21 protein-coding genes are annotated in these 25102 nt (G+C 71.3%); 11 read left to right on the top strand and 10 right to left on the bottom strand.

Translation table 11 applies throughout. From position 1 onward, the window contains the following. The 3 genes from DEJ21_RS16940 to DEJ21_RS16930 form a co-directional block, all read right to left on the bottom strand. The coding region (locus DEJ21_RS16940; RefSeq protein ID WP_111225395.1) for an acyl-CoA desaturase at positions 1 to 953 on the bottom strand (953 nt) is incomplete at its 3' end. Positions 954 to 1087: 134 nt separating this feature from the next. Next, positions 1088 to 2131 carry an AraC family transcriptional regulator gene (locus tag DEJ21_RS16935; protein WP_111225394.1) on the bottom strand — a complete coding sequence of 348 codons (1044 nt, stop codon included), beginning with the start codon at positions 2129 to 2131 and terminating at the stop codon, positions 1088 to 1090. Then, positions 2125 to 2457: a hypothetical protein gene (locus tag DEJ21_RS16930; protein ID WP_111225393.1), complete on the bottom strand. Its 333-nt coding sequence runs from the start codon at positions 2455 to 2457 to the stop codon at positions 2125 to 2127. Before DEJ21_RS16930 ends, DEJ21_RS16935 begins: the two co-directional genes overlap by 7 nt. A gap of 182 nt (positions 2458 to 2639) precedes the next feature. On the opposite strand from DEJ21_RS16930, the gene DEJ21_RS16925 reads away from it, so the two are divergent. From DEJ21_RS16925 to DEJ21_RS16910, 4 genes are read left to right on the top strand one after another with little or no spacing between them, the layout of a single operon-like run. Next, positions 2640 to 3428 carry a helix-turn-helix domain-containing protein gene (locus DEJ21_RS16925; RefSeq protein WP_111225392.1) on the top strand — a complete coding sequence of 263 codons (789 nt, stop codon included), beginning with the start codon at positions 2640 to 2642 and terminating at the stop codon, positions 3426 to 3428. Continuing rightward, positions 3421 to 4134 carry a GAF and ANTAR domain-containing protein gene (locus DEJ21_RS16920; RefSeq protein WP_111092393.1) on the top strand — a complete coding sequence of 238 codons (714 nt, stop codon included), beginning with the start codon at positions 3421 to 3423 and terminating at the stop codon, positions 4132 to 4134. The genes DEJ21_RS16925 and DEJ21_RS16920 overlap by 8 nt, the downstream gene beginning before the upstream one ends. Next, complete coding sequence (locus tag DEJ21_RS16915) at positions 4131 to 4844, top strand: GAF and ANTAR domain-containing protein (protein ID WP_111225391.1); 714 nt, start codon at positions 4131 to 4133, stop codon at positions 4842 to 4844. The genes DEJ21_RS16920 and DEJ21_RS16915 overlap by 4 nt, the downstream gene beginning before the upstream one ends. A 54-nt stretch (positions 4845 to 4898) precedes the next feature. Then, complete coding sequence (locus DEJ21_RS16910) at positions 4899 to 5945, top strand: LacI family DNA-binding transcriptional regulator (RefSeq protein WP_111225390.1); 1047 nt, start codon at positions 4899 to 4901, stop codon at positions 5943 to 5945. Between the two features lie 69 nt (positions 5946 to 6014). Here the strand turns inward: DEJ21_RS16910 and DEJ21_RS16905 are convergent, their stop codons facing one another. Genes DEJ21_RS16905 through DEJ21_RS16890 form a run of 4 tightly spaced genes read right to left on the bottom strand, consistent with a single transcriptional unit; the run spans position 6015 to position 11697 of the window. Continuing rightward, a complete protein-coding gene (locus DEJ21_RS16905) occupies positions 6015 to 8510 on the bottom strand; it encodes a TIM-barrel domain-containing protein (RefSeq protein ID WP_111225389.1) in 2496 nt (831 codons plus the stop codon). A 10-nt stretch (positions 8511 to 8520) separates the two neighbouring features. Beyond that, a complete protein-coding gene (locus tag DEJ21_RS16900) occupies positions 8521 to 9432 on the bottom strand; it encodes a carbohydrate ABC transporter permease (RefSeq protein WP_111225388.1) in 912 nt (303 codons plus the stop codon). Then, positions 9429 to 10400, bottom strand: a complete 972-nt coding sequence (locus tag DEJ21_RS16895; RefSeq protein ID WP_111225387.1) for a carbohydrate ABC transporter permease — start codon at positions 10398 to 10400, stop codon at positions 9429 to 9431. The genes DEJ21_RS16900 and DEJ21_RS16895 overlap by 4 nt, the downstream gene beginning before the upstream one ends. Positions 10401 to 10425: 25 nt before the next feature. Continuing rightward, positions 10426 to 11697 carry an ABC transporter substrate-binding protein gene (locus DEJ21_RS16890; RefSeq protein ID WP_111225386.1) on the bottom strand — a complete coding sequence of 424 codons (1272 nt, stop codon included), beginning with the start codon at positions 11695 to 11697 and terminating at the stop codon, positions 10426 to 10428. 367 nt (positions 11698 to 12064) lie between these two features. On the opposite strand from DEJ21_RS16890, the gene DEJ21_RS16885 reads away from it, so the two are divergent. Then, positions 12065 to 12349 carry a YrhK family protein gene (locus DEJ21_RS16885; protein WP_111225385.1) on the top strand — a complete coding sequence of 95 codons (285 nt, stop codon included), beginning with the start codon at positions 12065 to 12067 and terminating at the stop codon, positions 12347 to 12349. Positions 12350 to 12403: 54 nt separating this feature from the next. Further along, positions 12404 to 14233: a BCCT family transporter gene (locus DEJ21_RS16880; RefSeq protein WP_258375129.1), complete on the top strand. Its 1830-nt coding sequence runs from the start codon at positions 12404 to 12406 to the stop codon at positions 14231 to 14233. Positions 14234 to 14393: 160 nt separating this feature from the next. On the opposite strand, the gene DEJ21_RS16875 is transcribed toward DEJ21_RS16880, so the two are convergent. Next, positions 14394 to 15548: a low temperature requirement protein A gene (locus DEJ21_RS16875; RefSeq protein WP_181435946.1), complete on the bottom strand. Its 1155-nt coding sequence runs from the start codon at positions 15546 to 15548 to the stop codon at positions 14394 to 14396. Between the two features lie 151 nt (positions 15549 to 15699). Here DEJ21_RS16875 and DEJ21_RS16870 point away from each other — a divergent pair, with 151 nt between their 5' ends. From DEJ21_RS16870 to DEJ21_RS16855, 4 genes are all read left to right on the top strand, one after another. Next, the gene (locus DEJ21_RS16870) at positions 15700 to 21171 is read left to right on the top strand and encodes a discoidin domain-containing protein (RefSeq protein WP_111225383.1); all 5472 of its coding nucleotides are present in this window, start codon (positions 15700 to 15702) and stop codon (positions 21169 to 21171) included. A 59-nt stretch (positions 21172 to 21230) separates the two neighbouring features. Beyond that, a complete protein-coding gene (locus tag DEJ21_RS16865; RefSeq protein ID WP_071252423.1) occupies positions 21231 to 21587 on the top strand; it encodes a nuclear transport factor 2 family protein in 357 nt (118 codons plus the stop codon). Positions 21588 to 21764: 177 nt separating this feature from the next. Next, positions 21765 to 22034 (top strand): hypothetical protein, encoded by a 270-nt coding sequence (locus DEJ21_RS16860; RefSeq protein WP_146247829.1) that lies wholly within the window; start codon positions 21765 to 21767, stop codon positions 22032 to 22034. Next, complete coding sequence (locus DEJ21_RS16855) at positions 22031 to 22345, top strand: hypothetical protein (protein WP_111225381.1); 315 nt, start codon at positions 22031 to 22033, stop codon at positions 22343 to 22345. Before DEJ21_RS16860 ends, DEJ21_RS16855 begins: the two co-directional genes overlap by 4 nt. Here the strand turns inward: DEJ21_RS16855 and DEJ21_RS16850 are convergent. Together DEJ21_RS16850 and DEJ21_RS16845 are read right to left on the bottom strand one after the other, a co-directional pair. After that, positions 22314 to 23234, bottom strand: coding sequence for an NmrA family NAD(P)-binding protein (locus DEJ21_RS16850; protein WP_111225380.1), 921 nt, complete (start codon positions 23232 to 23234; stop codon positions 22314 to 22316). The two genes, DEJ21_RS16855 and DEJ21_RS16850, sit on opposite strands and share 32 nt — an antisense overlap. Then, positions 23231 to 23824 (bottom strand): MarR family winged helix-turn-helix transcriptional regulator, encoded by a 594-nt coding sequence (locus tag DEJ21_RS16845; protein WP_111225379.1) that lies wholly within the window; start codon positions 23822 to 23824, stop codon positions 23231 to 23233. The genes DEJ21_RS16850 and DEJ21_RS16845 overlap by 4 nt, the downstream gene beginning before the upstream one ends. A gap of 93 nt (positions 23825 to 23917) precedes the next feature. Between DEJ21_RS16845 and DEJ21_RS16840 the strand changes: the two genes are divergently transcribed. Continuing rightward, entirely contained in the window at positions 23918 to 25099 is a 1182-nt protein-coding gene (locus DEJ21_RS16840; protein ID WP_111225378.1) for an epoxide hydrolase family protein, read from the top strand. The last annotated feature ends 3 nt before the right edge of the window (positions 25100 to 25102 follow it).

The following is a 25102-nucleotide window of genomic DNA, read 5'->3' as shown; positions in this document are numbered from 1 at the left end:
AGGCGGGCCTGCTTCAGCGCCGGACGCGGCATCGACGGGAACAGGTGGTGCTCGACCTGGTAGTTCAGGCCACCCATCAGGAACGACACCCACCAGCCGCCACGGATGTTGCGCGAGGTGCGCACCTGGCGGGAGAAGAAGTCGACCTTCGCGTCGTGGGCGATGGTCGGCATGCCCTTGTGGTTCGGGGCGAACGAGGCGCCCATCATCACGCCGAACACGGCCAGCTGCACCCCGAGGAACGCACACGCCATCCCGAACGGCAGGAACCAGAACACCACCGTCAGGTAGATCGCGAACCGCGCCACGAGCAGGGCGCCTTCGATGAGGCGGTGCTTCTTGTCGGCCTTGGTGCCGTTGCCGGTGACGATGGACATCACGGCGTAGCGGTGCAGGTTCAGACCCTCGAGCGTGAGGAGGGGGAAGAACAGCCACCCCTGGAAGCGCATGAAGGTCTTCATCGCGCCACCCTTGACGGCGGCGGCGTCCTCCGGCAGGAACCGGATGCCGTCGGGGGCGATGTCGGGGTCCTTGCCGACGGTGTTCGGGTTGCCGTGGTGGCGGGTGTGCTTGTTCATCCACCACGAGTAGCTGAGGCCCACGAGGAACGTGCCGAGCCAGCGGCCCGCCCGGTCGTTCCACTTCTGGGACTCGAACACCTGACGGTGCGCGGCCTCGTGCGACAGGAACGCGAACTGCGTGAACAGCACGCCCAGCGCACCGGCCACGATCAGCTGGAACCACGAGTCACCCAGGAACGCGAACGCGACCCAGGTGAGGGCGAGGCTGCCGACGAGTGCGCCGAACAGTGCCCAGTAGAAACCGGTACGACGGCGCAGCAGGCCGTTCTCCTTCACCTGCGCCAGGAGCGCGGAGTAGGTCGAGGTGCCCTTGCGGGCCCCCGTAGCGGGACGAGTGCGGGTGTAACCCGGAGCGAGCGGAGTGGTGGTCATGTGGACCGCCTTCCGGTACGGATCGGTCCTTCAACCGGTTCGAGGGAGTTCACGCGATTGCGCTTGCGGCGACCCTAGGGGCCGAACTTGCGTGTTCACCGTGGTGTCCGGAACACGTTGCGCACCGCACGAACTCAGCCCGCGTGGCGCTCCGGACCGTCTGCGCACCGGCCGGACGATGCACGCAACGTCTGCCCCGGGTACTCCCCGAACCGGCGGAAGTACGTGCCCGAGAACCGCCCCAGGTGCCGGAACCCCCAGGCCATCGCGGCCTCGCTCACACTCGTCTCGTGCCGGCTGCTGGACTCCAGTGCCGCGCGCACCCGATCGAGCCGCATCCGCAGCAGGAACGTCATCGGCGAGACCCCGTGTTCCCGCATGAACGCCGTCTGCAGGGTCCGCGGACTCACGCCCACGGCGTCGCAGATGTCGGCGAGGCACAGCGTCCGATCGCAGTGTCCGTCGAGGTAGGCCTCGGCGAGCTCGACCGTCGACGGCGTCACGGCACGGCGGAGGACCGCGGCCGTCCGCACCCCGAAGGCTCCGAGCACGGCCTCGACCAGCGCGACCTGGGCGGCGCTCCGAGTGCCCGAGGTGAACCCGTCGCGAGTCGCCGTGACCGCCACCTGCTCGACGCACCGGCGCAGGTGTTCGAGGGCCGCGACGGCGGGCTCGGCACCCCGGGTCGGCAGCCCCGGCGCTGCTGCTCCCAGCGACGAGCACACCTGGTCGAGGAGCGTCCGGTCGATGCTCACGAGCTGCAGCGTGCCCTTCGGGGCGTGCACGGAGAACTCCCCCGAGGTCGGCATCAGGACGGGCGTGCCGGGTCGGGTCTCGAGGACGACGCCGTCCTCGACGGCGATGCGGACGCCGCCGGTACTCGACCACCCGACGACGATGCGGTCGAGGGGCTCGAAGACCCCGGAGAAGCCGGAGGTCGCCGACGCCGTGACGAGGCTCACGCAACCGTCGCGGCGGGTCCGGTAGCGGAACCGGAACGGCAGCCGGAAGGCGTCGTCCTCGACGTCGAAGCGCACGTCACGACCGTGCCCAGCCTGGGCGAGCACGCGCGCGGCGAAGGTGCGGTCGGTCCCGGATCGTTCGGTGCGCCGGCGCCGGTCGTCGATCCGCGCGGTGACGGTCCGGGCAGCGTCGGTCCCGTGGACCGCGGTCAGCACGGTGCCTCGTCGACGGGCTGCCCGCAGCGGTGTTCGAACCAGGCGCGGGCGTCCTGCAGGCTCGCGCGCCGGTCGTGCTCGTGCAGCGTCGCCATGAGCGTGCAGTCGAAACCGTCCACCGTGCGCTCGATGAAGCCGAGGAGCATGTCGGGGTCACCCCAGGCGGCCGCGGCGTCGACGACGCGCCAGCACCCGGCGTCGACCGGCTGCACCCGGATGTCGGTCGGGTCCGTTGCGGCGAGCGCACGGATCCGGTCTGTGTGGACGACCTGCTGCCAGACGGCGGAGTCGGTCATCGTGGTCGAGGTTCCCTGTGCGTGTCCCATCGCGCCTCCCTGTCGGTTCGATGTGGTGCACTGCTCCGCAGCAGTGCACGAGACACTTTCAGTATTGGCAGGACAGTTCCCGTCACGTCAGGGGTTGACAACAGACCGCGTAAGGCGGATCATCCGTGCCCCGTTCGGCGGCGCTGGGAGTGTGTGCCGCGACGGTCCCGTACGGTCGGCGCATGAGCGACGGGAGCAGCGCGACCCAGGACGGCCCGCCCCGACTCTCGCGTGCGGTCCGGGATGCGATGCGGTTCGTCCACGAGCAGGCTGCGACCCACGTCACCGTCGCCGACGTCGCCGCCGCCGTGCAGCTGTCGCCGCGGAGCCTGCAGAAGCGGTTCCAGGCCGAGATCGGGCAGTCCCCCGGAACCTTCCTGCGCGCCGTGCGCCTGGAGGGTGTCCGTCGCGACCTGCAGGCAGCGTCGGGTGCGCCGGACCGGCGGACCATCGCGGAGATCGCCGAGCGCTGGCAGTTCAGCAACGCGGGCCGGATGGCTGCTGCGTTCCGCGCGGCGTACGGCATCGCGCCCTCGTCGGCGCTGCGGTCCTTCGTGCCCGAGGACGACGAGGACGGCGCACCGAGCCTGTCGGACCGGAACCAGCGGCGCTTCCGCCTGGTGCTCGACTGTGAGGTGGACGTCGACGACGCGAAGGCGGTACTCGCCGGTGCGCTGCAGCGAGCGGGGGCCGGTCCCTGGCGGGACTACCGGCCGGACGGCGGGAGCGAGGACCTGATGGCGTTCCTGCTCGGCAACGCGGTGCGGACGGTGGTGCGCGAGACCTCCGGCGTGACGCTGGTGGCCCTGGACGCGATGCTCCGGGTGCAGGACGAGCACGGGTCGTACCCGCCCGCCGAGCTCCCGGCCTGGCGCGCCGGCCCCCCGCCGGACGTGTCTGCGCCGTCCGGATCGCCCGACACCGCCCAGCGCGTAGGATCGAGAGACGGCAGGGAAGGCGCCCATGGATGACGCATTCGAGCGTGCACTCCGTGCGCTCCGGTCGGCGGACGTCGCCGACCACGAACTCAGTCGGCCGTTCGCGCTCGCACTGCCGATGGGCGGCGTGTCGATCTCGACGTTCGGCGAACTGTGCCCGAGCGAGACCGTGTCCGCGACCGACGAGGTCGCCACCCGGGTCGACGAGATCCAGTTCGACCTGTCCGAAGGACCCTGCTGGACCGCGCTGGCGAACGACGCCCCCGTCCTGGAGACCGACGTCGTCCGTCGACCGAACGCCGCGTGGCCAGCCTTCAACGAAGCCGTCCGGAGCGAACCCGTCGGTGCGGTCTTCGCGTTCCCGGTCGCGTTCGGGCCGTTCCCGCTCGGCGCCGTCGACGTGTACGTGCCGCAGCCCGCCACGATCGAGGACGACACCGTGCGGCAGGCCATGACCCTCGCCTCAGCCGTCAGCCGCCGGGTCCTGCGCCGGGCGCTCCGCTCCATCGCGGACGAGGACGACGCCCTGCTCGACCGCAGCCCGTCGTCGCGACGCGTGGTGCACCAGGCCACCGGGGTCGTGCTCGCGCAGCTCGACATCAGCCCCGAGGACGCCTACCTGCTGTTGCAGGGCCACGCCTTCGCCCGTCGGACGACGATGCGGCGGGTGGCGGAGGAGATCCTCGACGGCACGGTCCGGTTCGAGAAGCGAGGCGACCTGATCGAGGAGGTCCAGTGACGACGGCAGGCCGAGAAGCCCGGATCCTCGAGACGTTCACGTCACTCGCCGACACCCTGGTGGACGCCTACGACGTCGTGGAACTGCTGCAGACCCTGGTCGAGACGTGCGCCGACGTGCTCGGCATCGACGCTGCGGGCATCCTGCTGGCGAACGACGACCAGGAGCTCGAGGTCGTCGCCTCGACCTCCGAGGCGACCCGGCTCGTCGAGGTCCTGCAGCTCGACGCCGAGGCCGGCCCCTGCATGACCTCGTTCGCGATCGGACGGGTCGTGACGTGCCCGGACATCGAGGTCGCGCCGGCCGAGTGGGCGACGTTCCGCACGGGAGCGCTCGCGCTCGGGTTCCGGTCGGTGCACGCCGTCCCGCTCCGGCTGGGGAGCAACGTCATCGGCACGCTCAACCTGTTCGGGGCCGGCGTCGGTGCCCTCGCGGAGTCGGACCTGCGCGTCGCCCGGGCCCTGGCGGACGTGGCCACGATCGGCATCCTGCACGAACGGTCGCTGCGCGAGCACGAGGTCGTCCGCGCGCAGCTGCAGCGGACCATCGGGTCGCGCGAGGTCATCGAGCAGGCCAAGGGCGTCGTGTCGTACCTGCGCGGTGTCTCGATCGAGGACGCCTTCGCGGTGATCCGTGGGTACGCGCTCGAGCACAACGAGCCGCTCTCCGAGGTCGCCCGCGCGATCGTGCAGCGCCGACTCGTCCCCTGACGAGCCCGGCCGGTCCGCCGGGTCCGGTGACCGTCCGCCCGCTACGGTGAGCGGATGGGCAAGGTCACGCTGCAGGACGTCGCCGCGCACGCCGGCGTCTCGATGAAGACCGTGTCCAACGTCGTCCGTGGCTACCAGCACGTCAGCGACCCGATGCGCAGCCGGGTGCAGGCCGCCATCGACGAGCTCGGGTACCGCCCGAACGTCTCGGGCCGGTCCCTGGCGACCGGACGCTCGAACATGCTCGCCTTCGCGTTCCCCGACCTGCGGCGTCCGTACTTCGCCGAACTGGCCCACGTGTTCTCGCGGGTGTGCGCCGACCGCGGCTACCAGCTCCTGCTCGAGGAGACCGGCGGCGACCCCGACGGTGAACGCTCGGCGGTGCGGGGACGCGAGGCCGGTGTGGTCGACGGGGTCGTGATCCACCCGCAGGTGCTCACGCCCGAGGCGATCGACCGGATCCGCGGGGACACCGCCGTGGTGTTCCTCGGCGAGGACGTCCGGCCCCCGCACGCCGACCAGGTCGTCATCGACAACGCCGGGGCCGCCACCGAGGCCGTCGCGCACCTCGTGGCGCTCGGCTGCCGCCGCATCGGGTTCTTCGGGCACGAGACCGGCCCGTCGTCGCGCACGTCCGGACTGCGTCTGGACGGCTACCGCGCCGGACTCGTCGCCGCGGGCCTGCCGCTCGACGACGCGCTGCTGGTCCCCCGCGAGGTCGGTGACGCCGCCGGTGCCGAGGTCGCCTTCGGCGCCGCGCTCGACGCCGGACTCCGCGTCGACGGGCTGCTCTGCCGCGACGACCTGGCCGCGCTCGGGGCGCTCCGGGCGATGCGCCTGCGCGGCCTGGGTGCCCCCGGTGACGTCGCCGTCGTCGGGTGGGACGCGGTCGGCCTCGGGTCGAGCCTGGTGCCGAGCCTGACCTCCGTCGCGCCCGACACGGTCGCCCTCGCCGACACCGCGCTCGACCTGCTGGTCGAGCGGATGGACGGCTCCGACGTGCCCGGCCGACTGGTCACGGTCGGCCACCGCCTGCTCGTCGGCGAGAGCGCGCCGTACGCGGACGGCACGTCCGACCGGGCGGCGCACCAGGGCGCCTGACGACGGACGGGAGGCCCGTGGCGGTGCCGCCACGGGCCTCCCGTCCGCCTTTCCCCCCGTCGCGTGCCGTCAGCGGCCTGCGGGAGCCGACTCCCCCGGGTGCACGCTGCCGAGCAGCTCGACGACGACGTCCCGCACGGCGTCGGGCAGCCCGACGGTGCCGAGCTCGACGATGCGGTCCGCACGCGGCAGGTCCTTCGCCACGACCTCCCACGCCTCGAGCTTCTCCGGGTTGCCGGCCTGCGCGCCCTCGAGGACCCGCCGCACGGCCTCCCGCGCGTCGACACCGACGACCGGAGCGCCGACCAGCGTGACCGATCCGCCCGACGCCGAGTCGACGGACACGTCGACCGAGAACCGGTCGGCCGAGCGTGCCGACGTCGGTTGCCCGTCGGCCGGCGCGGCGAGGAACGTGACCCGCCAGTCGCGGTGGGCGGGGACGACGTCGAGGGCCCCGGTGGTGGCGTGCACCCGGAACTCGGCGTGCTCGGGATCCCAGGTCAGACGGGTCCGGGCGGTGCGGCTGCCCTCGCCCTCGTGGTCCTCGACCAGGGTGAACTCACCCGCCGCACCCGGTGCGACGAGGACCTCGAACGCCGTCGGGTTGACGGTGGCGTCGAGCTGGTCCTCCGCGGCGAGCGGCAGGATCCCACCGGCGCGCAGCAGGACCGGCACCGTGTCGAGCGTGCGGTGCAGGTCGACGAACCGGTCACCCGCGTACACCGTGCCGGTGAAGACGTCGGTCCAGGTGCCCGGCGGCAGCCAGCCCCGGGCGACCCCGTGCCGGCTGACCGGGTCGCACGGTGCCACGATCGGGGCGACGAGCAGCTCCGAGCCGAACGTGTAGGTGTTCGGCACCCGGTACGCCTCGTCGCGGCGCGGCTCCAGGTGGTAGAGCGGCCGGACCAGCGCGGTGCCCTCGGCGGTGCCGTGGTTCATCGTGTGCAGGTACGGCACCAGGCGGTGGCGGAAGCGGAGTGCCTCGCCCATCGCGGCGCGCGCCTCGGCGGGGAACGCCCACGGCTCCTTGCGGATGAAGGGGTTGTTCGCGGAGTGCAGGCGCATGATCGGCGAGAACACCCCGAACTGCACCCAGCGGGTGGCGAGCTCGTCGTCGCGGACGCCCCGGGTGTGGCCGCCGATGTCGTGGCTCCACCAGGGGTAGCCGATGTTCGCGGCGGTGGCGGTGAACTCGGGCTGGAACGCCAGGGACGCCCACGACACGACGGCGTCGCCGGAGAACCCGACGGCGTACCGGTGGCTGCCGGGCCCGGCGTAGCGCGAGAAGGTCATGCCGTCGACGGGGGCCGGGACCGCGGTTGTGTCTGTGTTGGTGTCCGCGGTCGTGTCGGCGGTTGCGTCGCCGGACGCCGCGTGTCGCGCCGAGTCGAGCAGGTGGAAGTGGTTGAGCAGCCACAGCGGGTCCACACCGGGCAGCCCGGTCTCACGACCCTGCTGCCAGTCGATCCACCAGAAGTCGACGCCCTGCTCCTCGAGTGGGCGGTGCAGCTGTTCGAAGTAGGCCTGCAGGAACCGCCGGTCCGTCGGGTCGAACGCGATCGGCTGCTCGGTCTCCGGGTCGACGCCCATCGCCCGCGCCACCGCGGGGTAGGCGTCCTCGAACGCCCGCACGCCGTCGGCCGGGTGCAGGTTCAGCGTCGTGCGCATCCCCCGGCGGTGGAGTTCGGCGAGGAAGGCCTCGGGGTCCGGGAACAGCGACGGCTCCCAGGAGTACCCCGTCCAGCCGTTGCCGAAGCGCGGCGGGACCGAGTCCACCCGGTGCCAGTCCATGTCGATGACGGCGACCGAGAACGGCAGGTGTTCGGCGGCGAAGCGGTCCAGCAGCTCGAGGTACGAGGTGTCGCTGTACGGGTGGTACCGGCTCCACCAGTTGCCGAGTGCCCACCGCGGCATCCGCGAGGGCGGTCCGGAGACGGCGTGGTACGTGCGGAGCGCGGCGTCGTAGTCGCGGCCGTACGCGAAGACCGTGACGTCGCGGCGCTCGGGGACCCGTGTGCCGATCCAGCCGTCGTCGGCGAACAGGAACGACTCGCTGTCGTCGAGCGCGGTGATGCCGTCGCGGGCCAGGATCCCCGGCTCGAGCGGCATCCGGCCGTCGACGTCGTCGAGGGTGCGGCCGGTGCCGCCGAGGTCGCGCGGCTCCTGCCCCCAGCGCCAGCGGTTGGCGTCCGGACCGGTGGTCTCGACGACCAGGCCGCTCGGGCTGAAGGGACGGCCGTCGTAGCGCAGGCGGGCGCGGTCCGTGGTGACGACGACGCCGGCGCCGGTGCCGGTGCCGTCGGCGGCGGCAGTCCGCTCCAGGGTGAACGCCGGCACCGGCAGGCGGCGGCGCATCGCGAAGGTCGACGCGCGGTCCTCGAACCCGCCGTCGTCGCTCCACTCGATGCGGAACGCCCCGGCGTCGAGCACGGTGATGCGCCAGTGGTCGCCGGTGACGACGGCCGCGGGGTCGGCGACCGGGTCCGACCCCGGGAACGGACGGATGGTGGGGAGGACGGCGCCGGCGGTGCCGGTGGTGCTGCTGCCGGTGGTGCTGCTGCTCACGTGGTGCCTCTCAGCTCTTGACCGCGCCCTGCGTCACGCCGCTGATGACCCAGCGCTGCGCGAACAGGTAGACGATGATCGTGGGCGCCATCGCCATCAGGTACGAGGCGAAGGCGACGTTGTAGTTGGTGCCGAACTGACTCTGGAAGATGTTCTGCACCACGGGCAGGGTCTGCAACCCCGGATCCGCCGTGATGAGCGACGGCATCATGAAGTCGTTCCACGATGCCAGGAACGCGAAGATGCCGACCGTCGCGTTCATCGGGCCGAGGAGCGGCAGGATGATCCGCCAGAAGATCTGCCACGTGGACGCCCCGTCGATGCGGGCGCTCTCCTCGAGTTCGACCGGGATCGACCGCAGGTACGCCGAGTAGAGCAGCACGCTGAAGGACAGTTGGAACATGGCGTGCAGGATCCCGACGCCGATCGGGTTGTCGAGGCCGATCTCGGCGGTCAGCTTGATCTGCGGCAGCGCCACCACCGGGAACGGCAGAAACATCGCCGCGAGCAGGTAGACGAACGAGTACCGGAAGAACCGCTTGTGCCAGTTCCGGACGATCGCGTACGAGGCGAACGAGCTGAGCAGCAGCGTGGCGACGACGGTGAGCGCCGCGACGCCCAGGGACACCGAGAAGGACACCGGGAACCGGGTCAGCTGCCAGGCCTCGGCAAACGAGGCCGGGTTGAACGGGAACGGCAGCGAGAGTGCATTGCCGTCGACGGACTGCTCGGTCGTCTTGAACGCCATCGAGAGCGTCACGTACAGCGGGATGAGCACGGTCAGCGACGCGAGGCCGAGGACCACGGTCAGCGTCCAGTTCGTGCCGCCCAGTCGTCGGCGGGGGCCGCGGCCGGAGCGACCGGTGCCGCCGGTGGTCACGGCGCGGGTGTCGGTCGGGGGTCGTGTGTCGATGGCGGTCATGCGAGTCGCAGGTTCCTTCCGCGGGTCGCCGCGAGCTGCAGCACGGAGATGAGGACGGTGATGATGAAGAACACGGTCGCGTTCGCCATCTGGTAGGCGTAGTCGCCGCCGGTGAAGCCGCCGAAGATGGTCATCGCGACGCTGCTCGTCGCGCTGCCGGGGCCGCCGTTGGTCAGACCGACGATCACGTCGTAGGCGCCGAGGTACCCCTTCACGCCGAGCACGGTGTTGATGACGATGAAGCCACCGAGCAGCGGGAGCGTGATCGAGCGGAGCTGCTTCCAGCCGGTCGCACCGTCGAGCGCACTCGCCTCGTACAGCTCCTCGGGGATGGACGTCAGTCCCGCCGTGTAGATGAGGAGCGCGCCCGGCACGGTCTGCCAGGCGGACACGATCACGATCGCGAGCCAGGCGAGGTTCGGGTCGCCGAGGATGCTCTGCTCGAGCGGGCCGAAGCCGACGCTCGTGGCCAGGGCCGGCACGGTGTTCGAGAACAGGAAGTTGAACACGTAGGCGACGATGATCCCCGAGATCACCATCGGGATGACGAACACCGACCGCAGCCCGGCGGCGAACCGGATCTTCTTCGCCAGGGCGATCGCCAGGGACAGCGCGACGACCTGCGTCACGACGACGGTGACGGCCGCGAAGCCGAGCGTGAAGCCGTACGACGCCAGGACCGCCGGGTCGGAGACGAGCGCCTTGTAGTTCTCGACGCCGATGAAGTCCCACTGCCCGAACCCGAGGTAGTCGGTGAAGCTGTAGAAGACGCCGACGCAGGCGGGGGCGACGACGAACGCCGTGAACAGCACGAGGGCCGGCACGAGGAACAGGTAGTACATGCCCTCGGTGCGGCTGAGTGAACCGACACCGCGGGAACCCACACGCCGGTGCGTGCGGGCTGCGTCGGTCGCCGGTCCGGAGGTCTCCGGGTCGGTGTCGCGGGAGAGCGGGGTCTGCATGGTCATGGTGACTCCTGTGTCCTGGTCCGGCTCAGACCGTCGCGGAACGGCCGGCGAGCCGCCGCCAGTCCGAGTCGAGCCGCTGCAGCATCGAGGTGAAGTCCCCGCTCCGGATCGCCGACTGCAGGTAGTTGCCGAGCGGGATCGACGTGGGGATGAAGGTGCCGGCGCCCTGGTAGAACGCGGCGTCGTCGACGTACTGCTGCAGACCGGCGAGCCGCTCGTCCTGCTGCGGCGGTGCGTCGATGCGGGGCGAGTACGCCAGGTTGTCGCGGTTGTAGGCGTCGATGACCTCGGGCTGCATGAGGAACTCGACGAGCTCCTTCGCCTGCTCCGGGTGCTCGGACGCCGTGGGGATCCAGAGCCCGAGGTCGATGTTGACCCGCGCTTTGCGGTCGGCCGGGTCGTTCGACACCGGCAGGGCGAAGGTGCCGACCGGCAGCTTCTCGTCGATCAGCGCGATCTGCCCGAGCGCCCACGGGCCCTGCAGGTACATCGCGGCCTCGCCCTTGCCGAACGCCAAGTTGCCGTCGGCGTAGGCCCGGGTGGCGTGGTCGCGGTTGAAGAACGACGAGATGGTCTTCGCGCGCTCCATCGGCACCGCGAAGTCCTTCTCGAACGACACCTCGGAGTCCGGGCCGACGTCGGCGCCGAGGGCCTTCATCTTCCGGAAGAACGAGCCGGTGTCGACGAGGCTGCCCACGGAGTAGTCGAACAGGCCCTGCCAGAGCGTCCAGGTGTCCCGGTCGGTGGCGTAGATCGGCGTGATGCCGGCCTTCTGCAGCGTCCGGCAGACCTCGACGAACTCGTCCCACGTCGTCGGGACCGGCAGGTCGTGTTCGGCGAAGATCCGCTTGTTGTAGATCACCCCGGCCGCCGCGAGCGAGTACGGCAGCACGCTCGTTCGGTCCTCGAACTTCGCGTACTGGTTCGTCAGGGTGTCGATGTCCGGTCGGACCCGCGCTGCCGACGGCAGGTCGCTGAGGTCGCTGAGCACCCCGCGCGAGATGTACCGGGCGAGCTCGAGGTTGTCGTTGAAGCAGCCGACGTCCGCCGGTTCACCGCGCACGAACTGCGGGGCGATGGCCGCCGTGCTGTCGTGCACCACCGACAAGCCGGTGTGCTCCCCCTCGAACTTCCGCAGCAGCTTGTCGAAGTAGGCGATGACCTCCTGCTTCTGCTCGTAGAAGCGGAGCGTCGTGGCACCACCGGCGGCACGCCCCGGGGTCGCGCACCCGGCGAGCGCCATCGTGCCGAGTGCGATGCCACCGGCCGCGCCCGCGAGGAACCCCCGCCGGCTCACCGCCGCCTGGAGTGTTGCGGTCCTGCTTCCCACCATCGGGTCTCTCCCTCGTCGCGCATCGTCGCGCAGGCTCCTGTTTACAGCGCTGTAAAGCGTACGTCAACGTTGTAATCGCATGTGGCAGTGGTCGGTGCGCCCCACGGACGGGAGGCACGGCGCCAGCCCGCCCCGCGCCTCCCGGCCGCCGCGCCGCGCGTCCACCGCCGCGCGCCGCCGCCTGGTGCGAGGTTGCGCACTCCGTGCGCGGGCCGGAGCGCCGCACCGAGTGCGGAACCTCGCACGGAGCGTGCCGCACGCATGACGCGAGCACGGCCGCGCGCCGCCGCCCACCGGGACGGACACGGCACGGAGCTGGCAGGATCGTCTGATGGCTGAGGACGAACGGGACATCGCACTCCGGGTGGGGCACGAAGAGCTCCGCATCCGCGGGGTCTACGAGACGATCAGCATCATCAACGACGTGATGGTGGCGCTCTGGTTCATCGTCGGTAGCGTCCTCTTCTTCTCCGAGAGCACCACGACGGCCGGCACCTGGCTGTTCCTGATCGGGAGCGTCCAGCTGCTCATCCGTCCCGTGATCCGGCTGTCGCGGAGGCTCCACCTCGGTCGGGTCGGCCGGGGGAACCCCACGGAGTCCGCGCGCGATTTCTGAACCACGACACGCCTGGGCGAACACACAGGAACGCGAGCAGGCACCATGGACTGCATGGCAAGCACCACTCCTCCCCTGCCCGGACCCGTGACCACGACACCGCAGTTGCGGCGGTGGGTGTTCTGGCCCGCCGCCGTCATCGTGCTGGGGTTCGTGGCGTTCACCCTGATCTCCCCCTCGACCGCCGAGGCGCTGTTCCTCGGTCTGCAGGACGGGATCGTCAAGAACTTCAGCTGGTACTACGTGCTGATCGCCGCGTTCTTCGTCGGCTTCTCGCTGTTCGTCGGCTTCAGCCGCTTCGGTGACATCAAGCTCGGCAAGGACCAGGACGAGCCCGAGTTCTCGACCGGTTCGTGGTTCGCGCTGCTCTTCGCCGCCGGCATGGGCATCGGCCTCGTCTTCTACGGCGTCTCCGAGCCGCTCAGCCACTTCGCCTCCCCGCGCCCCGGCGTCACCGGGAACGAGAAGGAACTCGCGCAGCAGGCGCTGACCCAGACGTTCCTGCACTGGGGCCTGCACGCGTGGGCGATCTACGTCGTCCTCGGCCTGGCCCTGGCGTACGCGATCCACCGCCGGGGTCGCCCGGTGTCGATCCGCTGGGCCCTCGAACCGCTGCTCGGCAACCGCGTCCGCGGTGGCTGGGGCAACCTGATCGACGTCATCGCCCTGGTCGGCACGCTGTTCGGTGTCGCGACCTCGCTCGGCCTCGGCGTCATCCAGATCGGTGCCGGACTCGAGAGCGCTGGCATCGCCGACAGCAGCATCGTCAGCCAGATCGCGATCATCGCGGTGATCACCGCCGTCACGATCGTCTCGCTCGTCACCGGCGTGACCAAGGGCATGAAGATCCTGTCGAACTTCAACCTGCTGCTCGCCGCCGCACTGCTGCTGTTCGTGCTCATCGTCGGCCCGACGCAGTTCCTGCTGCGTGACTTCGTGCAGTCGATCGGCTCCTACCTGCAGAACATCGTCGGCCTGTCGTTCAACGTCACCGCACAGCAGGGCGCCGAGGGCGAGGCATGGCAGGGCGCCTGGACCACCTTCTACTGGGGCTGGTGGATGTCGTGGGCGCCGTTCGTCGGGGTCTTCATCGCCCGCATCTCCAAGGGCCGCACGGTCCGCCAGTTCGTGTTCGGCGTCCTCCTGGTGCCGACCGCGCTCACGTTCCTGTGGTTCGCCGTCCTCGGTGGCACCGCGATCCACCGCCAGACCGACGGCTCGGGCGGCCTGATCGGCTCGGACGGGTCGGTCGACATCGAGGGCTCGCTGTTCGCGGTCCTCGGCGACCTGCCCGCCGGCATGGTCCTGACCTACGGCGCGATCCTGCTCATCGGCGTGTTCTTCGTGACCTCGTCCGACTCCGGGTCGCTCGTGATGGCGATGATCGCGTCGGGCGGTGACATCGAGCCGAAGAACTGGCTGCGGGTCTTCTTCGCCGGTGTCGCTGCGCTGCTCGCCGTCGCCCTGCTGCTCAGCGGTGGACTGAACGCCCTGAAGACGGCGGCGATCACGACCGCGTTGCCGTTCAGCATCGTCCTGCTGCTCACCTGTTGGTCGACGATCATCGCCTTCACCCGTGAGCGCCGTGCCTACGACAAGGCCGAGCGCGAGGTGCTGCTCGAGCACGTCGGTGCCTACTACGGCCTCGAGGTCGAGGCGCCGACCGAGCGTCCGGCACGGTCCGGCCTCGGCCGTCCGTGGGCCGCGGTGAAGAACCGTGTGCGCGGCGGCCGCGGAACCACCTCCCCAACGGTGGGCGCCGGTGCGCTCGACGACTTCCCGGTGCGGCCCGAGTCGATCTCGGCCGACCCTGCGGTCGACCCGAGCCTCGACGCGCGACCGGCAGCGGACGACGGGCCCGCGACGGAGCAGCCGGAGCGCTGACGGGCCGTCGACGCGCGCGGTGTGGTGCGAGGTTCCGTAGTCGGTGCGACGAACGTGCCCTCGCACCAGAGACGGAACCGCGCACGGGCCGTCGACGCGACCACCTGACGGACGGGAGGCACGGTGCCAGCTGGCACCGTGCCTCCCGTCCGTCAGTGCGTCAGGTGTCGGTCCGTGCGGACGCGACCTCGAGGGTCACGACGACCGCCACCACGGCGAGCGCCGTGACCGGCAGCGACACCGCCGGTACCGCGATCGACGCGAGGACCACGAGCACCAGGGCCACCACGACGGCGTTGGCCCGTGCCGACAGCGACGGCCGGATCGCGAGCGCCCAGATCGACAGCACGAACACCGCGACCGGCACCGCGACGGTCGCGGCGACCGAGGCGGACGACAGCGCGACGTGTCCGGCGTCGGCGCTGACCGCGACCTCGATGCCGGCGGGCAGGGCACCGGCGGCGGCGAAGACGAAGTAGTGGCCGTAGCCGAACACGAGCGCGGTGGGCAGCGAGCGGATGTGCGCGTGCTGCTCGCGGGAGAAGTAGATCCACCACATGCCGACGGTGATCACCAGCCCGCACCCGGCGAGCGCCAGCAGGGCCCCGAGGTGCTCGGTGTGCGCAAGAGCGTCGATCACCGCGCCGGCCGAGGCCACCAGCCCCTCGCCCAGGACGATGAGGGTGAACAGGGAGAACCGCTCGGCCAGGTGCCGGGTGTGCCACGGGGCCGTCCCCGTCGAGGTCTGCGCCCAGATCGGCACCGACAGCTCGGCGAGCACGAGGAACGGCGCGGCGTACCCCCAGACGTCGTCGGGCAGGGCGAGTGAGACCACCCAGAGCACCTGCACGACCGTGATGCCGACGGCGTGCAGGGTGGCGGTCCGCCGGTACCGGGTGGAGGACGCGGCGGCGCGGATCCACTGCCCGACCAGGGCCAGCCGCATGACGACGTAGCCGATGACGCCGATCGTGAAGTCGTTCTCGACCATGGCCGCGTGCACCCCGGCGGCGAGGACGAGCACCCCGGCCATCTGCACGAAGGTCATCACCCGGTAGAGCCAGTCGTCGGTGTCGAACGACGTGGCGAACCAGGTGAAGTTCATCCACGCCCACCAGATCGAGAAGAACACCAGCCCGTAGGCCAGGACGGCGGAGGCGACGTGTCCCTCGAGCTCGATCTCGTGCAGGTTCGTCGCGGCGAAGCCGACCGCGACGACGAACACCAGGTCGAACAGGAGCTCCAGCGGGCTCGCGGCCCGGTGTCGCTGGTCGGGGTCGCGCGGCACCATCCGGCGCAGTCCGATGGTCGGCATGGGGCCAACGGTAGGGCATCCCGAGAACGCGGACTGCTGACGGCGGGACCGGTGCGGCCGATCTGTCCGTGTGCAGGCCCCGCACCACCAGACCCCGCCGTCCACGGCCGTGCACGTCGTGCGCGGCCGAACCGTTCCGACAGGAGTCCCGGTGACCTCACCGCGTCCCGCCGTCCGTCCCAGGTCGTTCCGCCGAGCGGCCGTCAGCGCCGCCGCCGGCGCACTGACCGCCGCCACGCTGCTGGCGTTCGCCGTCACCCCGGCGCACGCCGCGACCCCGGACACCCCGCGCTCACCGGCCGATCCGACCGCTGCGGTGGCCGCACCGCAGGAACAGCCTGGAGGCTCGTCCCGCGTCGGTCCGGCAGCGGACGGCGTGCAGGTGGGTTCCGGCTCCTACGCGCCGGCCCCGCCGGACGAGATCACGGACATCGCCGACGTGCGGAAGACGCTGGACCAGCGGTTGTACATCGACCCATCGAAGGCCGGCGAGCCGGTGCCGACGAACCAGTGGTGGACGGACCTGCTGGTCAGCAAGTACTCCGGCGACATGTGGGCGTACCCGTTCGTCTCGTCGAACAGTGCCGCGGGCACGAAGCTCACGATCCCGACGCGGTGGAACAGCGACGGCACGGCGATGCGCCTGGAGTCCCCCGTGACGGTGGGCGGGACGGTGGAGCCGACCCCCGACGCGAGCGACCGCACCCTCGCCGACTTCGAGGACGGCCTGCCCGACGGCTGGACCACGACCGGTGACGCGTTCACCGGCACGGCCACGGGGACGGCCGCCGGGCAGAGCGCGGTCTCCGGGTGGCTCGGCGGACGCTTCCTGAACTCGTTCAGCGACGAGGACGGCGACGGCGCGACCGGCACGCTCACCTCGCCGGCGTTCACGATCGACCGTTCGACCCTGGCGTTCCTGGTCGGCGGTGGCCGGCACCCCGACCACGAAGCCGTGCAGCTCCTGGTCGGCGGCGACGTCGTGGCGAGCAGCACCGGGACGGACAGCGAGCAGCTGCGCTGGGACAGCTGGGACGTCTCCGCCCACCGAGGGCAGTCCGCGCAGCTGCGGATCGTCGACGACCTGCGGGCCGGGTGGGCACACGTGCTGGTCGACCAGGTCCTGCTCACCGACGCCCCGGACGGCCTCGCCGAGCGCTTCGCGACCACGTTCCGGGCGAAGCAGGCCGACGCGCTCCGCTGGGGCGACTGGAACGTCAGCTGGCGGATGCCGCAGGACGGCCCGGGCGGGCAGTACATGGACGTCACGAGCGTGCAGGGTTCGCCGTACGAGTGGTTCGAGTTCCACGGTATGACCCCGCGCCTCACCCTGCAGGACGGTGCCGAGATCACCGACGGAGACGGCGAACCGCTCGACCTGCCGGTGACGACGGACCGGTTCGAGATCCGCCAGGACGGCCACGTCTTCGGCGTGCACGCCCCCGACGGGACGACCTTCACCCGGGTCGGCAACGCGCTGGAGGCCTCGTCGGGCACGCCCTACCTGGTGCTCAGCGCGGTGCCCGAGCAGGGGCTGTCCCTCGACGACCTGCACCGCACCGCGTTCGCGGTCCCCCGCGACACGACGATGACGTACTCGTACGACCCGGCGGCGGCGAACGTCCGCCAGCAGTGGTCGATCCGCACCGACACGCTGCAGGGCGACGACCACGACACCGTGCAGGGCTGGCTGCAGCACCAGTACGCCGACGCCACCACGAACCTGCGCTTCACCGGCGCCACCTACGAGACCCCGCGCGGCACCATGCGGACCACCGTCGGCCACGACGGCTGGACCCTGGACTACGCGTTCACGGGCATCACGCCGATCGGTGCCACGCCCGAGGCGGTCGGCGACGACCCGTACTCCGAGGAGGTCATGCGCGAGTACCTGCACGAGTACGCCGCGAAGACGACGTACGGCGGGGACACCTACTGGGGCGGCAAGGACGTCCTGCAGCTCGCCGAGTACATGACGATCGCGCGGCAGATCGGTGCCACCGAGGACGCCCGGACGCTGCAGGACACCCTCGAGCGCGCCCTGACCGACTGGTACACGTACACGGACGGCGAAGCGGAGCACTTCTTCGCGATGTACCCGACGTGGAAGGCCCTGATCGGGTTCGTCGACTCGTACGGCTCGGCCCAGTTCAACGACAACCACTTCCACTACGGGTACTTCGCCGTCGCGACGGCCATGCTCGGCCGGGTCGACCACGAGTGGGCCGCGAAGTACCAGGGCATGGCGACGCTCGTCGCGAAGCAGTACGCGAACTGGGACCGCGACGACGCCCGGTTCCCGCACATGCGCACCTTCGGCGTCTGGGAGGGCCGGTCGAACGCCGGTGGTGTGTCGTCACCCGGCGGCAACAACCAGGAGTCGTCGTCCGAGGCGATCCAGTCCGAGGCGGGGCTCTTCCTGCTCGGCTCGGTCCTCGGCGACGACGAGATGCAGGCCGCCGGTGCCGTGCAGTACGTCACCGAGCGGGCCGCCGTCCGCGACTACTGGCAGAACGTCCGCGGCAACCCCGCCTCGGCGTCGTACGACGGCAACGGCGCGTTCCCGGACGAGTACGAGCACGGGCAGGCGGGGATCCTGTTCGACTCCGGGCAGGCCCACGCCACGTACTTCTCCGGCGACCCGGCCTGGATCTCCGGCATCCAGTGGATGCCGATCGCCCCGTGGTTCGACTACTTCGGCTGGGACCCGGGCTTCTCGAAGGCCCTGATGCGCGAGATGATGGCCGCCCGCCCGGAGTCCATCGGGCAGGCCGGCGTCACCGACGGCAACGCGGCACGCATCCAGATGCTCACGAAGAAGTGGTGGGGCGTCGGCAGCTACGGCGACGTGAAGATCACCCGCGACCGCCCGGCCGCGATCGGTGAGCTGCAGGACGCGATCCGTGCGGTCGAGACGAACCACCCCGGGTACGTCACCCGGCGAACCGCGGCGAACCCCCTGTACGACCCGGCCACCGACACCCTGCTGGTGAGCGTGGACGACGACGGACGGGTGGTGTTCCCCGACCGGTACTGGACCCCGGAGAACCTGCCCGACTCGCTGGTGCCCTCCGAGCTCGACGGTCCCACCGCCGACCGGAAGCCCCAGGACTGGCCGACGCCGTCCCCGCTGATGCCGTTCCTGGTGGACGACTTCCGCGCCGACACCGCGACCATCGACCAGCTGTACGGCGTCGACCTCACCGACCACACCCCGGGCGAGGACACCGAGCACGCCGCGCGGGTGTTCAGCGGCATGGGTGATGCCCTCGGCAACGTCGTCCTCGGGTTCCTCGGGCAGTACGACCCGGACACCTACGCCGACGTGCACGCCGCACTGTGGGCGGCCGACGACCCGGCCGTGACCGGACAGTCGATGGCCGGCCTCGTCTACCACCAGGCGATGTCGAACCGGACCGTCGGCACCGAGGTCACCGACCGGCACACCTCGGACCCGCTCAGCCAGGTGTTCCGCGCACCGGACGGCACGATCAGCTACGTGCTCGACAACCCCGACACCGTGCAGCACACGTACGACGTCTACGAGGGCACCGAGGTGATCGGCCAGATCGCGGTCCCGGCGCAGACGCAGATCACGTCGCACCTGGACGCGCGACTCACCGAGGTGGTCGTCAGCACCGAGGGTGCCCCGAAGACGATCGTCCCCGGCGCGACCACGACCTTCACCGCCACCGGCTACGACCAGTACGGCGCCACCGTCGCCCTGGACGACGTCACCTGGTCGACCGACACCGGCACGATCAGCGCCGAGGGCGTCCACCGCGCATCGGAGCGTGCCGAGCAGGCGACGGTCACCGCCACGATCGGCCGCGTGCACGGGTCGTACGCCTTCCGGGTCGCACCGGCACCGGTCCTCACCGGGTTCGACGTCACGCCCGGCTTCGACCGGCTCGTCGTCGGGACGCCACAGCGGTTCCGTGCCGCCGGCCACGACCAGTACGGCGACCCGGCGGCCCTGCCTGCCGACGTCGCCTGGTCGTACACCGGTGCCGGAAGCGCCGGGAACGACGGCACCGTGACGACCACCGCCGCGGGCTCCGGGTACGTCGTCGCGACCGGTGGCGGTGTCGAGGGCTCGGCGGTCGTCGCCTCGGTGACGTCGATCCCCGACGCCGCAGCGGGTGCCGACGTCGACGCGAGCTCCTCGGACGGCGGGAACGTCGCCGGGAAGGCCGTCGACGGGGATCGCAGCACCCGGTGGGAGAGCGCGCACGGTGTGGACGAGGTCGACTACACGATCGACCTCGGGCAGCTGACCGACGTCGACACCGTGCGGGTGGACTGGGAGAACGCGGCCGCCGCACGGTACGTGCTGCAGGTCCGGGACACCGCCGACGACCCCTGGCGCGACGTGCGGACCGTCGACAAGACCACCGCCGACGCGGACACGGTGGCCGTGGGCGAGACCGCCCGGTTCGTGCGCCTGCACCTGACCGATCGCCTCACCGGGTACGGGTACTCCATCTGGGAGGTGCACGTGTCCGGCACCCCGGCGGCCTCGACCGTCGACGTCGAGGACGTGCTCGTCGCACCGCGCAGCGCGACCGTCCGCACCGGTGACACGGTCCGGATGGCGGCCTACGGGTTCGACCACGACGGGTTCGGCGGGCGGCTCGCCGCGGACCGTCCGGAGTGGACCGTCGACGGCGGCGGCGGGGTCGACCCGGACGGTGTCGTCACCGCAGCGGCCGAGGGCGGTGTGACCGCGACGGTCACGGCCACCGTGCCGGGAGCATCCGGGACGGCCACCATCACGACCCTCGACGAGGCGACCGACGGTGACGACGACGGCGGAACGGCACCCGCCCGCGCTCGCGACGTGGCCGCCGGCAAGCCCGTCACCACCTCGTCGGACGAGCGCGGCGACCTGTCCGGCGGCAATGCGGTGGACGGCGACGCCCGGACCCGGTGGGCGAGCGCAGCACGCGACGGTGAGTGGTTGGCGGTCGACCTCGGGCAGGTCGTGCCGATCGACCAGGTGCAGCTCGACTGGGAGGCCGCGTGGGCCGAGGCCTACCGCGTCCAGGTCCGCGACGACGAAGACGCCCCCTGGCGGACCGTCGCGGAAGAAGCCCACGGGACCGGCGGCGAGGTGATCCACCGGTTGGAGGGCGACGACGTCACCGGCCGCTGGGTCCGGGTCGTCGCAGACCGCCGGCACACCGCGTTCGGTGTCTCCCTCTGGGACCTCCGCGTCACCTCGACGCAGGGCGAACCGACGCCGGACCTGGCACGACGGGCGACCGTGTCGTCATCGGCCGACGAGGGCGACGGCGTCCCCGCACGGAACGCCGTGGACGGCGACCCGGGATCGCGCTGGGCGAGCGGGCACGCCGACGACCAGTGGCTCGCCGTCGACCTCGGCGCACCGCACCGCCTGCACGGCGCGGTGCTCCGGTGGGAGGACGCCTTCGGACGCTCCTACCGGATCGAGGCGCGGAACGCGGGCGACGACGGGTGGACGACGCTCGCCACCGAGACCGACGGTGACGGCGGGACCGACCGGCACGCCCTGGACGGCTCGTGGCGGTACGTCCGCGTGCACGGTGTCGAACGGGCGACCCCGTACGGCTACTCGCTGTACGACCTCGAGATCCGGTAGCGCCGACGCCCCCGCTTCACGCACACTCGACCGAACAGCCGACAACCGACGGAGACACGATGTCGCAACCGCTCGAATCGCTCATGCACGCCAACCTGTTCGAGGTGTTCGGGGAACGGGACCCCGAGCGTCGCCGCGCCGCGATCGAGCGGACGTACGCCCCGGACGTCGAGTTCCTGGACCCCGACGAGGTCGTCACCGGCCACGACGCACTGCACGCCAAGGCGCAGCGCCTGCTCGACGAGGCGCCCGGGTTCGTGTTCTCGCCGGCAGGCCCGGTCTACGAGAACCACGGGATGGGGTACCTCGCCTGGCACTTCGGCCCCGAGGGAGCACCGCCCGTCGTGTCCGGCATGGACATCTGCTTCATCGAGGGCGACGTCATCGCGAAGGTCTACACGCTGCTGACCGCTTGACCACCGCCCGCAGGCGGTGGCGATCGGGCGTGAGCGATGCAGTCACCGCGAGCGGCTGACGGACGGGAGGCCCGGTGCCAGCTGGCACCGGGCCTCCCGTCCGCCTGTCGGTGCGGTCGAGTCGTTGCCGGATCGAGACACCGGTCCGGTCCGTCGTACGGCATGGTTGACCCACCGATGGCAGGCAGAACGGAGCGCACGGTGGAACGAGTGGTGGGGTGGGCCACGGTCGCGGTGGTCGTCGTCGTGACGATGTCGATGCTGACGCTGATCCCGACGACCACCTGCGCCGATGCCGTTCCCGGAGAAGCGACGAGCTACTGCACGACCGAGCCGATGATCGGTGTCGCCGGCACGTGGGTGGCGGCTGTCACCGGTGTCGTCGTGCTCGCGGTCTGCGTGTGGCAGATCGTCCGGGCGGCCCGGTCGGACGGGGCCGTCCGATGACGCGCACGGGCCCTGCGGCGAGTCCGCGGGCGTGGACACTGATCGCCGTCGCGGTGCTGGTCGGCTGGGCGGTCGTGACGGCGCTGCTGTTCCCGGTCACGGGGATGGACGAGCACGAGGGGCCCGGCGACCAGGTCTGGCGGACCTCGTCGAGCGCGCTCGGCGTGCCGCTCTCGCCGGAGTGGGACGTCCTCGTCTGGCTCGCCGCGCTCGCGCTGGTGCCGGTCGTCGTCGGGCTCGCGTTCCTGCTCCGCCGCCGACGACCGCACACCGCGCCCGTCAGTCCGTCGCCGGGTGGCCCTGTCCGCTGAGGTGTGCCCGGAGCACGTCACGGACGCTCGTCCACGACTGCACGCCGTAGCGGTCGTTGTCGACGTGGTGCAGCTGCGCCTGCCCGCTGAACATGCTGACGAAGTACTGCATCCCCTGCCATGCCGGGAACGTCTCGTCGGGGTTCTTCGACAGGCGCCTGCCGACGGCGCTCATCGCGGACAGGGTCCCGGTCGTGCCGGCCCACTGCAGCCGGAACCGCTCCCCCGTCAGCTCGCCCATGGTGCGTGCGACGTCGCGTGCGGTGACCTGGTCGCCCGCCATCTCGATCACCCGCGGAGCGTCGTCGTCCAGGGCGGCGAGCGCCGTGACCCGGGCGACGTCGTCCTTCGTGGTGAAGTCGAGCACCTGGTCCGCCGACGACCAGAACAGGACGAGCCGACGGCCGAACAGGATCATCGGGGCTTCGCCGGTCAGCAGGTCGGTGAACATGCCGGTCAGGATCGAGGTCGCCTGCACCGGGGCCGCGTCGAGGTCGGCGGCGAACTCGCGCCGCAGCTCGAAGTTGCGGTTGGTTCCGGGTGCGATCCGCCGGTAGTCAGCCGAGTAGTCGGACGGGATGAACCGCCGGACTCCCGCCGCCACGGTCGCCGCGAGCAGCGCGCGCTGGGCGTCGACGATCACCGGGCGGGTCCCGCTCACGGCGGAGACCACGACGTCGGCGCCGCTCACGGCCCGGGTCAGGGCGTCGTGGTCGCCGTACTCGGCGGCGACGACGTCGACACGGGCGTCGTCGCCGAAGCGCTCTGCGGCGGTCCTGCTGCCGGGCCGGGTGAGGACCCGTACCCGCACGTCGTGCTGGGTGAGCTCGCGGACGATGCGGTGCCCGAGGTCGCCGGTGGCGCCGGCGACGAGGATGGTGGTGGTCATGGGCGGGGCCTCACTGCAGTGGTGATCGACGTGGTCGTCGCGGTGCGCCGTCGGGATCGCTCCGGGACGGCGAGGGGGTGCTGGAACGTGGGGTCCGCCTGGTCCGGTCCGGCGGTGCCGAGCCCGGCGGTGAGCGCGACGCGGGCCAGCAGCCGGCGCAGTGTCGTCTGCTCGTCGTCGTCGAGGTGCCGCATGAGCACGCCCTCGGCGCCGCGAAGGGCGGACCGCGTCCGGGCGAGCAAGGCACGCCCGGCGTCGGTGGGGTGGACCTGCCGCACCCGCCGGTCCGTCGGGGCCGGGCGGCGTTCGACGAACCCGCCCGCCTCGAGCGCGTCGACGATGTAGGTCATCTGGGTCTTGTCGATCCCGAGGCGCTGCGCGAGTCCGAGTTGCGACGACGGCTCCTCGGTGGTGGTCGCGACGAGCACCTGGTAGCCACGGGGGCCTCCTGGCACGTCGGCGACCGCCTCGCTGCCCAGCCGTGTGAAGCCCTGGAGCGCCAGCGGCAGCGCCCACCCGAGTTCGGATTCGATGCCCTCGGCACCCCAGTCGATCTCGGGGAGTGCGTCGGTCGGCGTCGGACTGTCCATACCGGAGACCGTACCGGAACAAGATCGTCTTGTGCAAAGATCATCTGCGATCAAGACGGACAGCCGCCCTGACGCTGAGCAGCCGAGGACCCCATGTCGGACACCGCAGCCATCACCCCGTTCACCCTCGACGTCCCCCAGGCGGAACTCGACGACCTGCGCCGCCGTCTCCTGACCACCCGCTGGCCCGATGCCGAGACCGTCGACGACACCTCGCAGGGGCCCCGGCTCGAGAAGGTCCGCGCCCTCGTCGAACACTGGACGACGGAGTACGACTGGCGCCGGACCGAGGCGCTGCTGAACGACTGGGGCCAGTACACGACCCACATCGACGGGCTCGAGGTCCACTTCCTGCACGTCCGGTCCGCCGTCCCCGGCGCCCGCCCGCTCCTGCTCACCCACGGCTGGCCCGGTTCCGTCCTGGAGTTCCGCCACGCGATCGGTCCGCTCACCGACCCGGTGGCGCACGGCGGCGACGCGGGGGACGCCTTCCACGTCGTGATCCCGAGCCTGCCCGGGTTCGGCTTCTCCGGGAAGCCGACGACGACCGGGTGGAACACCGCCCGGACCGCAAGGGCATGGTCGGTGCTGATGTCCCGGCTCGGGTACACGGACTGGTTCGCCCAGGGCGGTGACCTCGGCGCCACCGTCACCGCGGAGCTCGCGGCACTGCAGGCCGCCGGGGACATCGGGCTCGCCGGGATCCACCTCAACATGGCGCTGTTCATGCCGACCGACGACGAAGCCCGGAACGCCTCCCCCGACGAGCAGGTCATGCTGCAGGAGAGCGGCCACTACTGGCGGGAGCTGTCGGCCTACTCGCAGCAGATGTCGACCCGCCCGCAGACCATCGGGTACTCGTTGGCGGACTCCCCCGTCGGGCTGGCGTCGTGGATCTACGCGATGTTCCAGGACGTCGGCGGCTCCCACGACGAACACGGCGACGCCGAACGGCTCTTCCCGCTCGACGAGATCATCGACGACGTCATGCTGTACTGGCTACCGAACACCGCCGCGTCCGCGGCGCGCATCTACTGGGAGGCGACCCGGACCGGCTGGGCCACTCCTGGCACCGTCGAGGAACCACTGACCCTGCCCGTCGGCCTGAGCATCATGCCCGGCGAGTACGTCCGCCGGTCGCGCCGCTGGGCAGCGCGCCGGTACACCGACCTGGTGTTCTTCAACGAGGTCGCGCGCGGCGGGCACTTCGCGATGCTCGAACAGCCGGAGCTGCTCGTCGACGACGTCCGTGCGACGTTCCGCGGGCTCCGGTGACGG

Source organism: Curtobacterium sp. MCSS17_006 (assembly GCF_003234215.1).
GTDB lineage: Bacteria > Actinomycetota > Actinomycetes > Actinomycetales > Microbacteriaceae > Curtobacterium > Curtobacterium flaccumfaciens.
This window is presented reverse-complemented; position numbering and strand designations above follow the sequence as displayed.

What these genes read in the sequence shown, in the direction of transcription:
- DEJ21_RS16855 (WP_111225381.1), top strand. Translation starts at nt 22,031, where the DNA reads ATGACGCGCACGGGCCCTGCGGCGAGTCCGCGGGCGTGGACACTGATC.
- DEJ21_RS16920 (WP_111092393.1), top strand. Translation starts at nt 3,421, where the DNA reads ATGGATGACGCATTCGAGCGTGCACTCCGTGCGCTCCGGTCGGCGGAC.
- DEJ21_RS16850 (WP_111225380.1), bottom strand. Translation starts at nt 23,234, where the DNA reads ATGACCACCACCATCCTCGTCGCCGGCGCCACCGGCGACCTCGGGCAC.
- DEJ21_RS16900 (WP_111225388.1), bottom strand. Translation starts at nt 9,432, where the DNA reads ATGACCGCCATCGACACACGACCCCCGACCGACACCCGCGCCGTGACC.
- DEJ21_RS16845 (WP_111225379.1), bottom strand. Translation starts at nt 23,824, where the DNA reads ATGGACAGTCCGACGCCGACCGACGCACTCCCCGAGATCGACTGGGGT.
- DEJ21_RS16885 (WP_111225385.1), top strand. Translation starts at nt 12,065, where the DNA reads ATGGCTGAGGACGAACGGGACATCGCACTCCGGGTGGGGCACGAAGAG.
- DEJ21_RS16875 (WP_181435946.1), bottom strand. Translation starts at nt 15,548, where the DNA reads ATGCCGACCATCGGACTGCGCCGGATGGTGCCGCGCGACCCCGACCAG.
- DEJ21_RS16860 (WP_146247829.1), top strand. Translation starts at nt 21,765, where the DNA reads ATGGCAGGCAGAACGGAGCGCACGGTGGAACGAGTGGTGGGGTGGGCC.
- DEJ21_RS16865 (WP_071252423.1), top strand. Translation starts at nt 21,231, where the DNA reads ATGTCGCAACCGCTCGAATCGCTCATGCACGCCAACCTGTTCGAGGTG.
- DEJ21_RS16925 (WP_111225392.1), top strand. Translation starts at nt 2,640, where the DNA reads ATGAGCGACGGGAGCAGCGCGACCCAGGACGGCCCGCCCCGACTCTCG.
- DEJ21_RS16840 (WP_111225378.1), top strand. Translation starts at nt 23,918, where the DNA reads ATGTCGGACACCGCAGCCATCACCCCGTTCACCCTCGACGTCCCCCAG.
- DEJ21_RS16880 (WP_258375129.1), top strand. Translation starts at nt 12,404, where the DNA reads ATGGCAAGCACCACTCCTCCCCTGCCCGGACCCGTGACCACGACACCG.
- DEJ21_RS16930 (WP_111225393.1), bottom strand. Translation starts at nt 2,457, where the DNA reads ATGGGACACGCACAGGGAACCTCGACCACGATGACCGACTCCGCCGTC.
- DEJ21_RS16910 (WP_111225390.1), top strand. Translation starts at nt 4,899, where the DNA reads ATGGGCAAGGTCACGCTGCAGGACGTCGCCGCGCACGCCGGCGTCTCG.
- DEJ21_RS16895 (WP_111225387.1), bottom strand. Translation starts at nt 10,400, where the DNA reads ATGACCATGCAGACCCCGCTCTCCCGCGACACCGACCCGGAGACCTCC.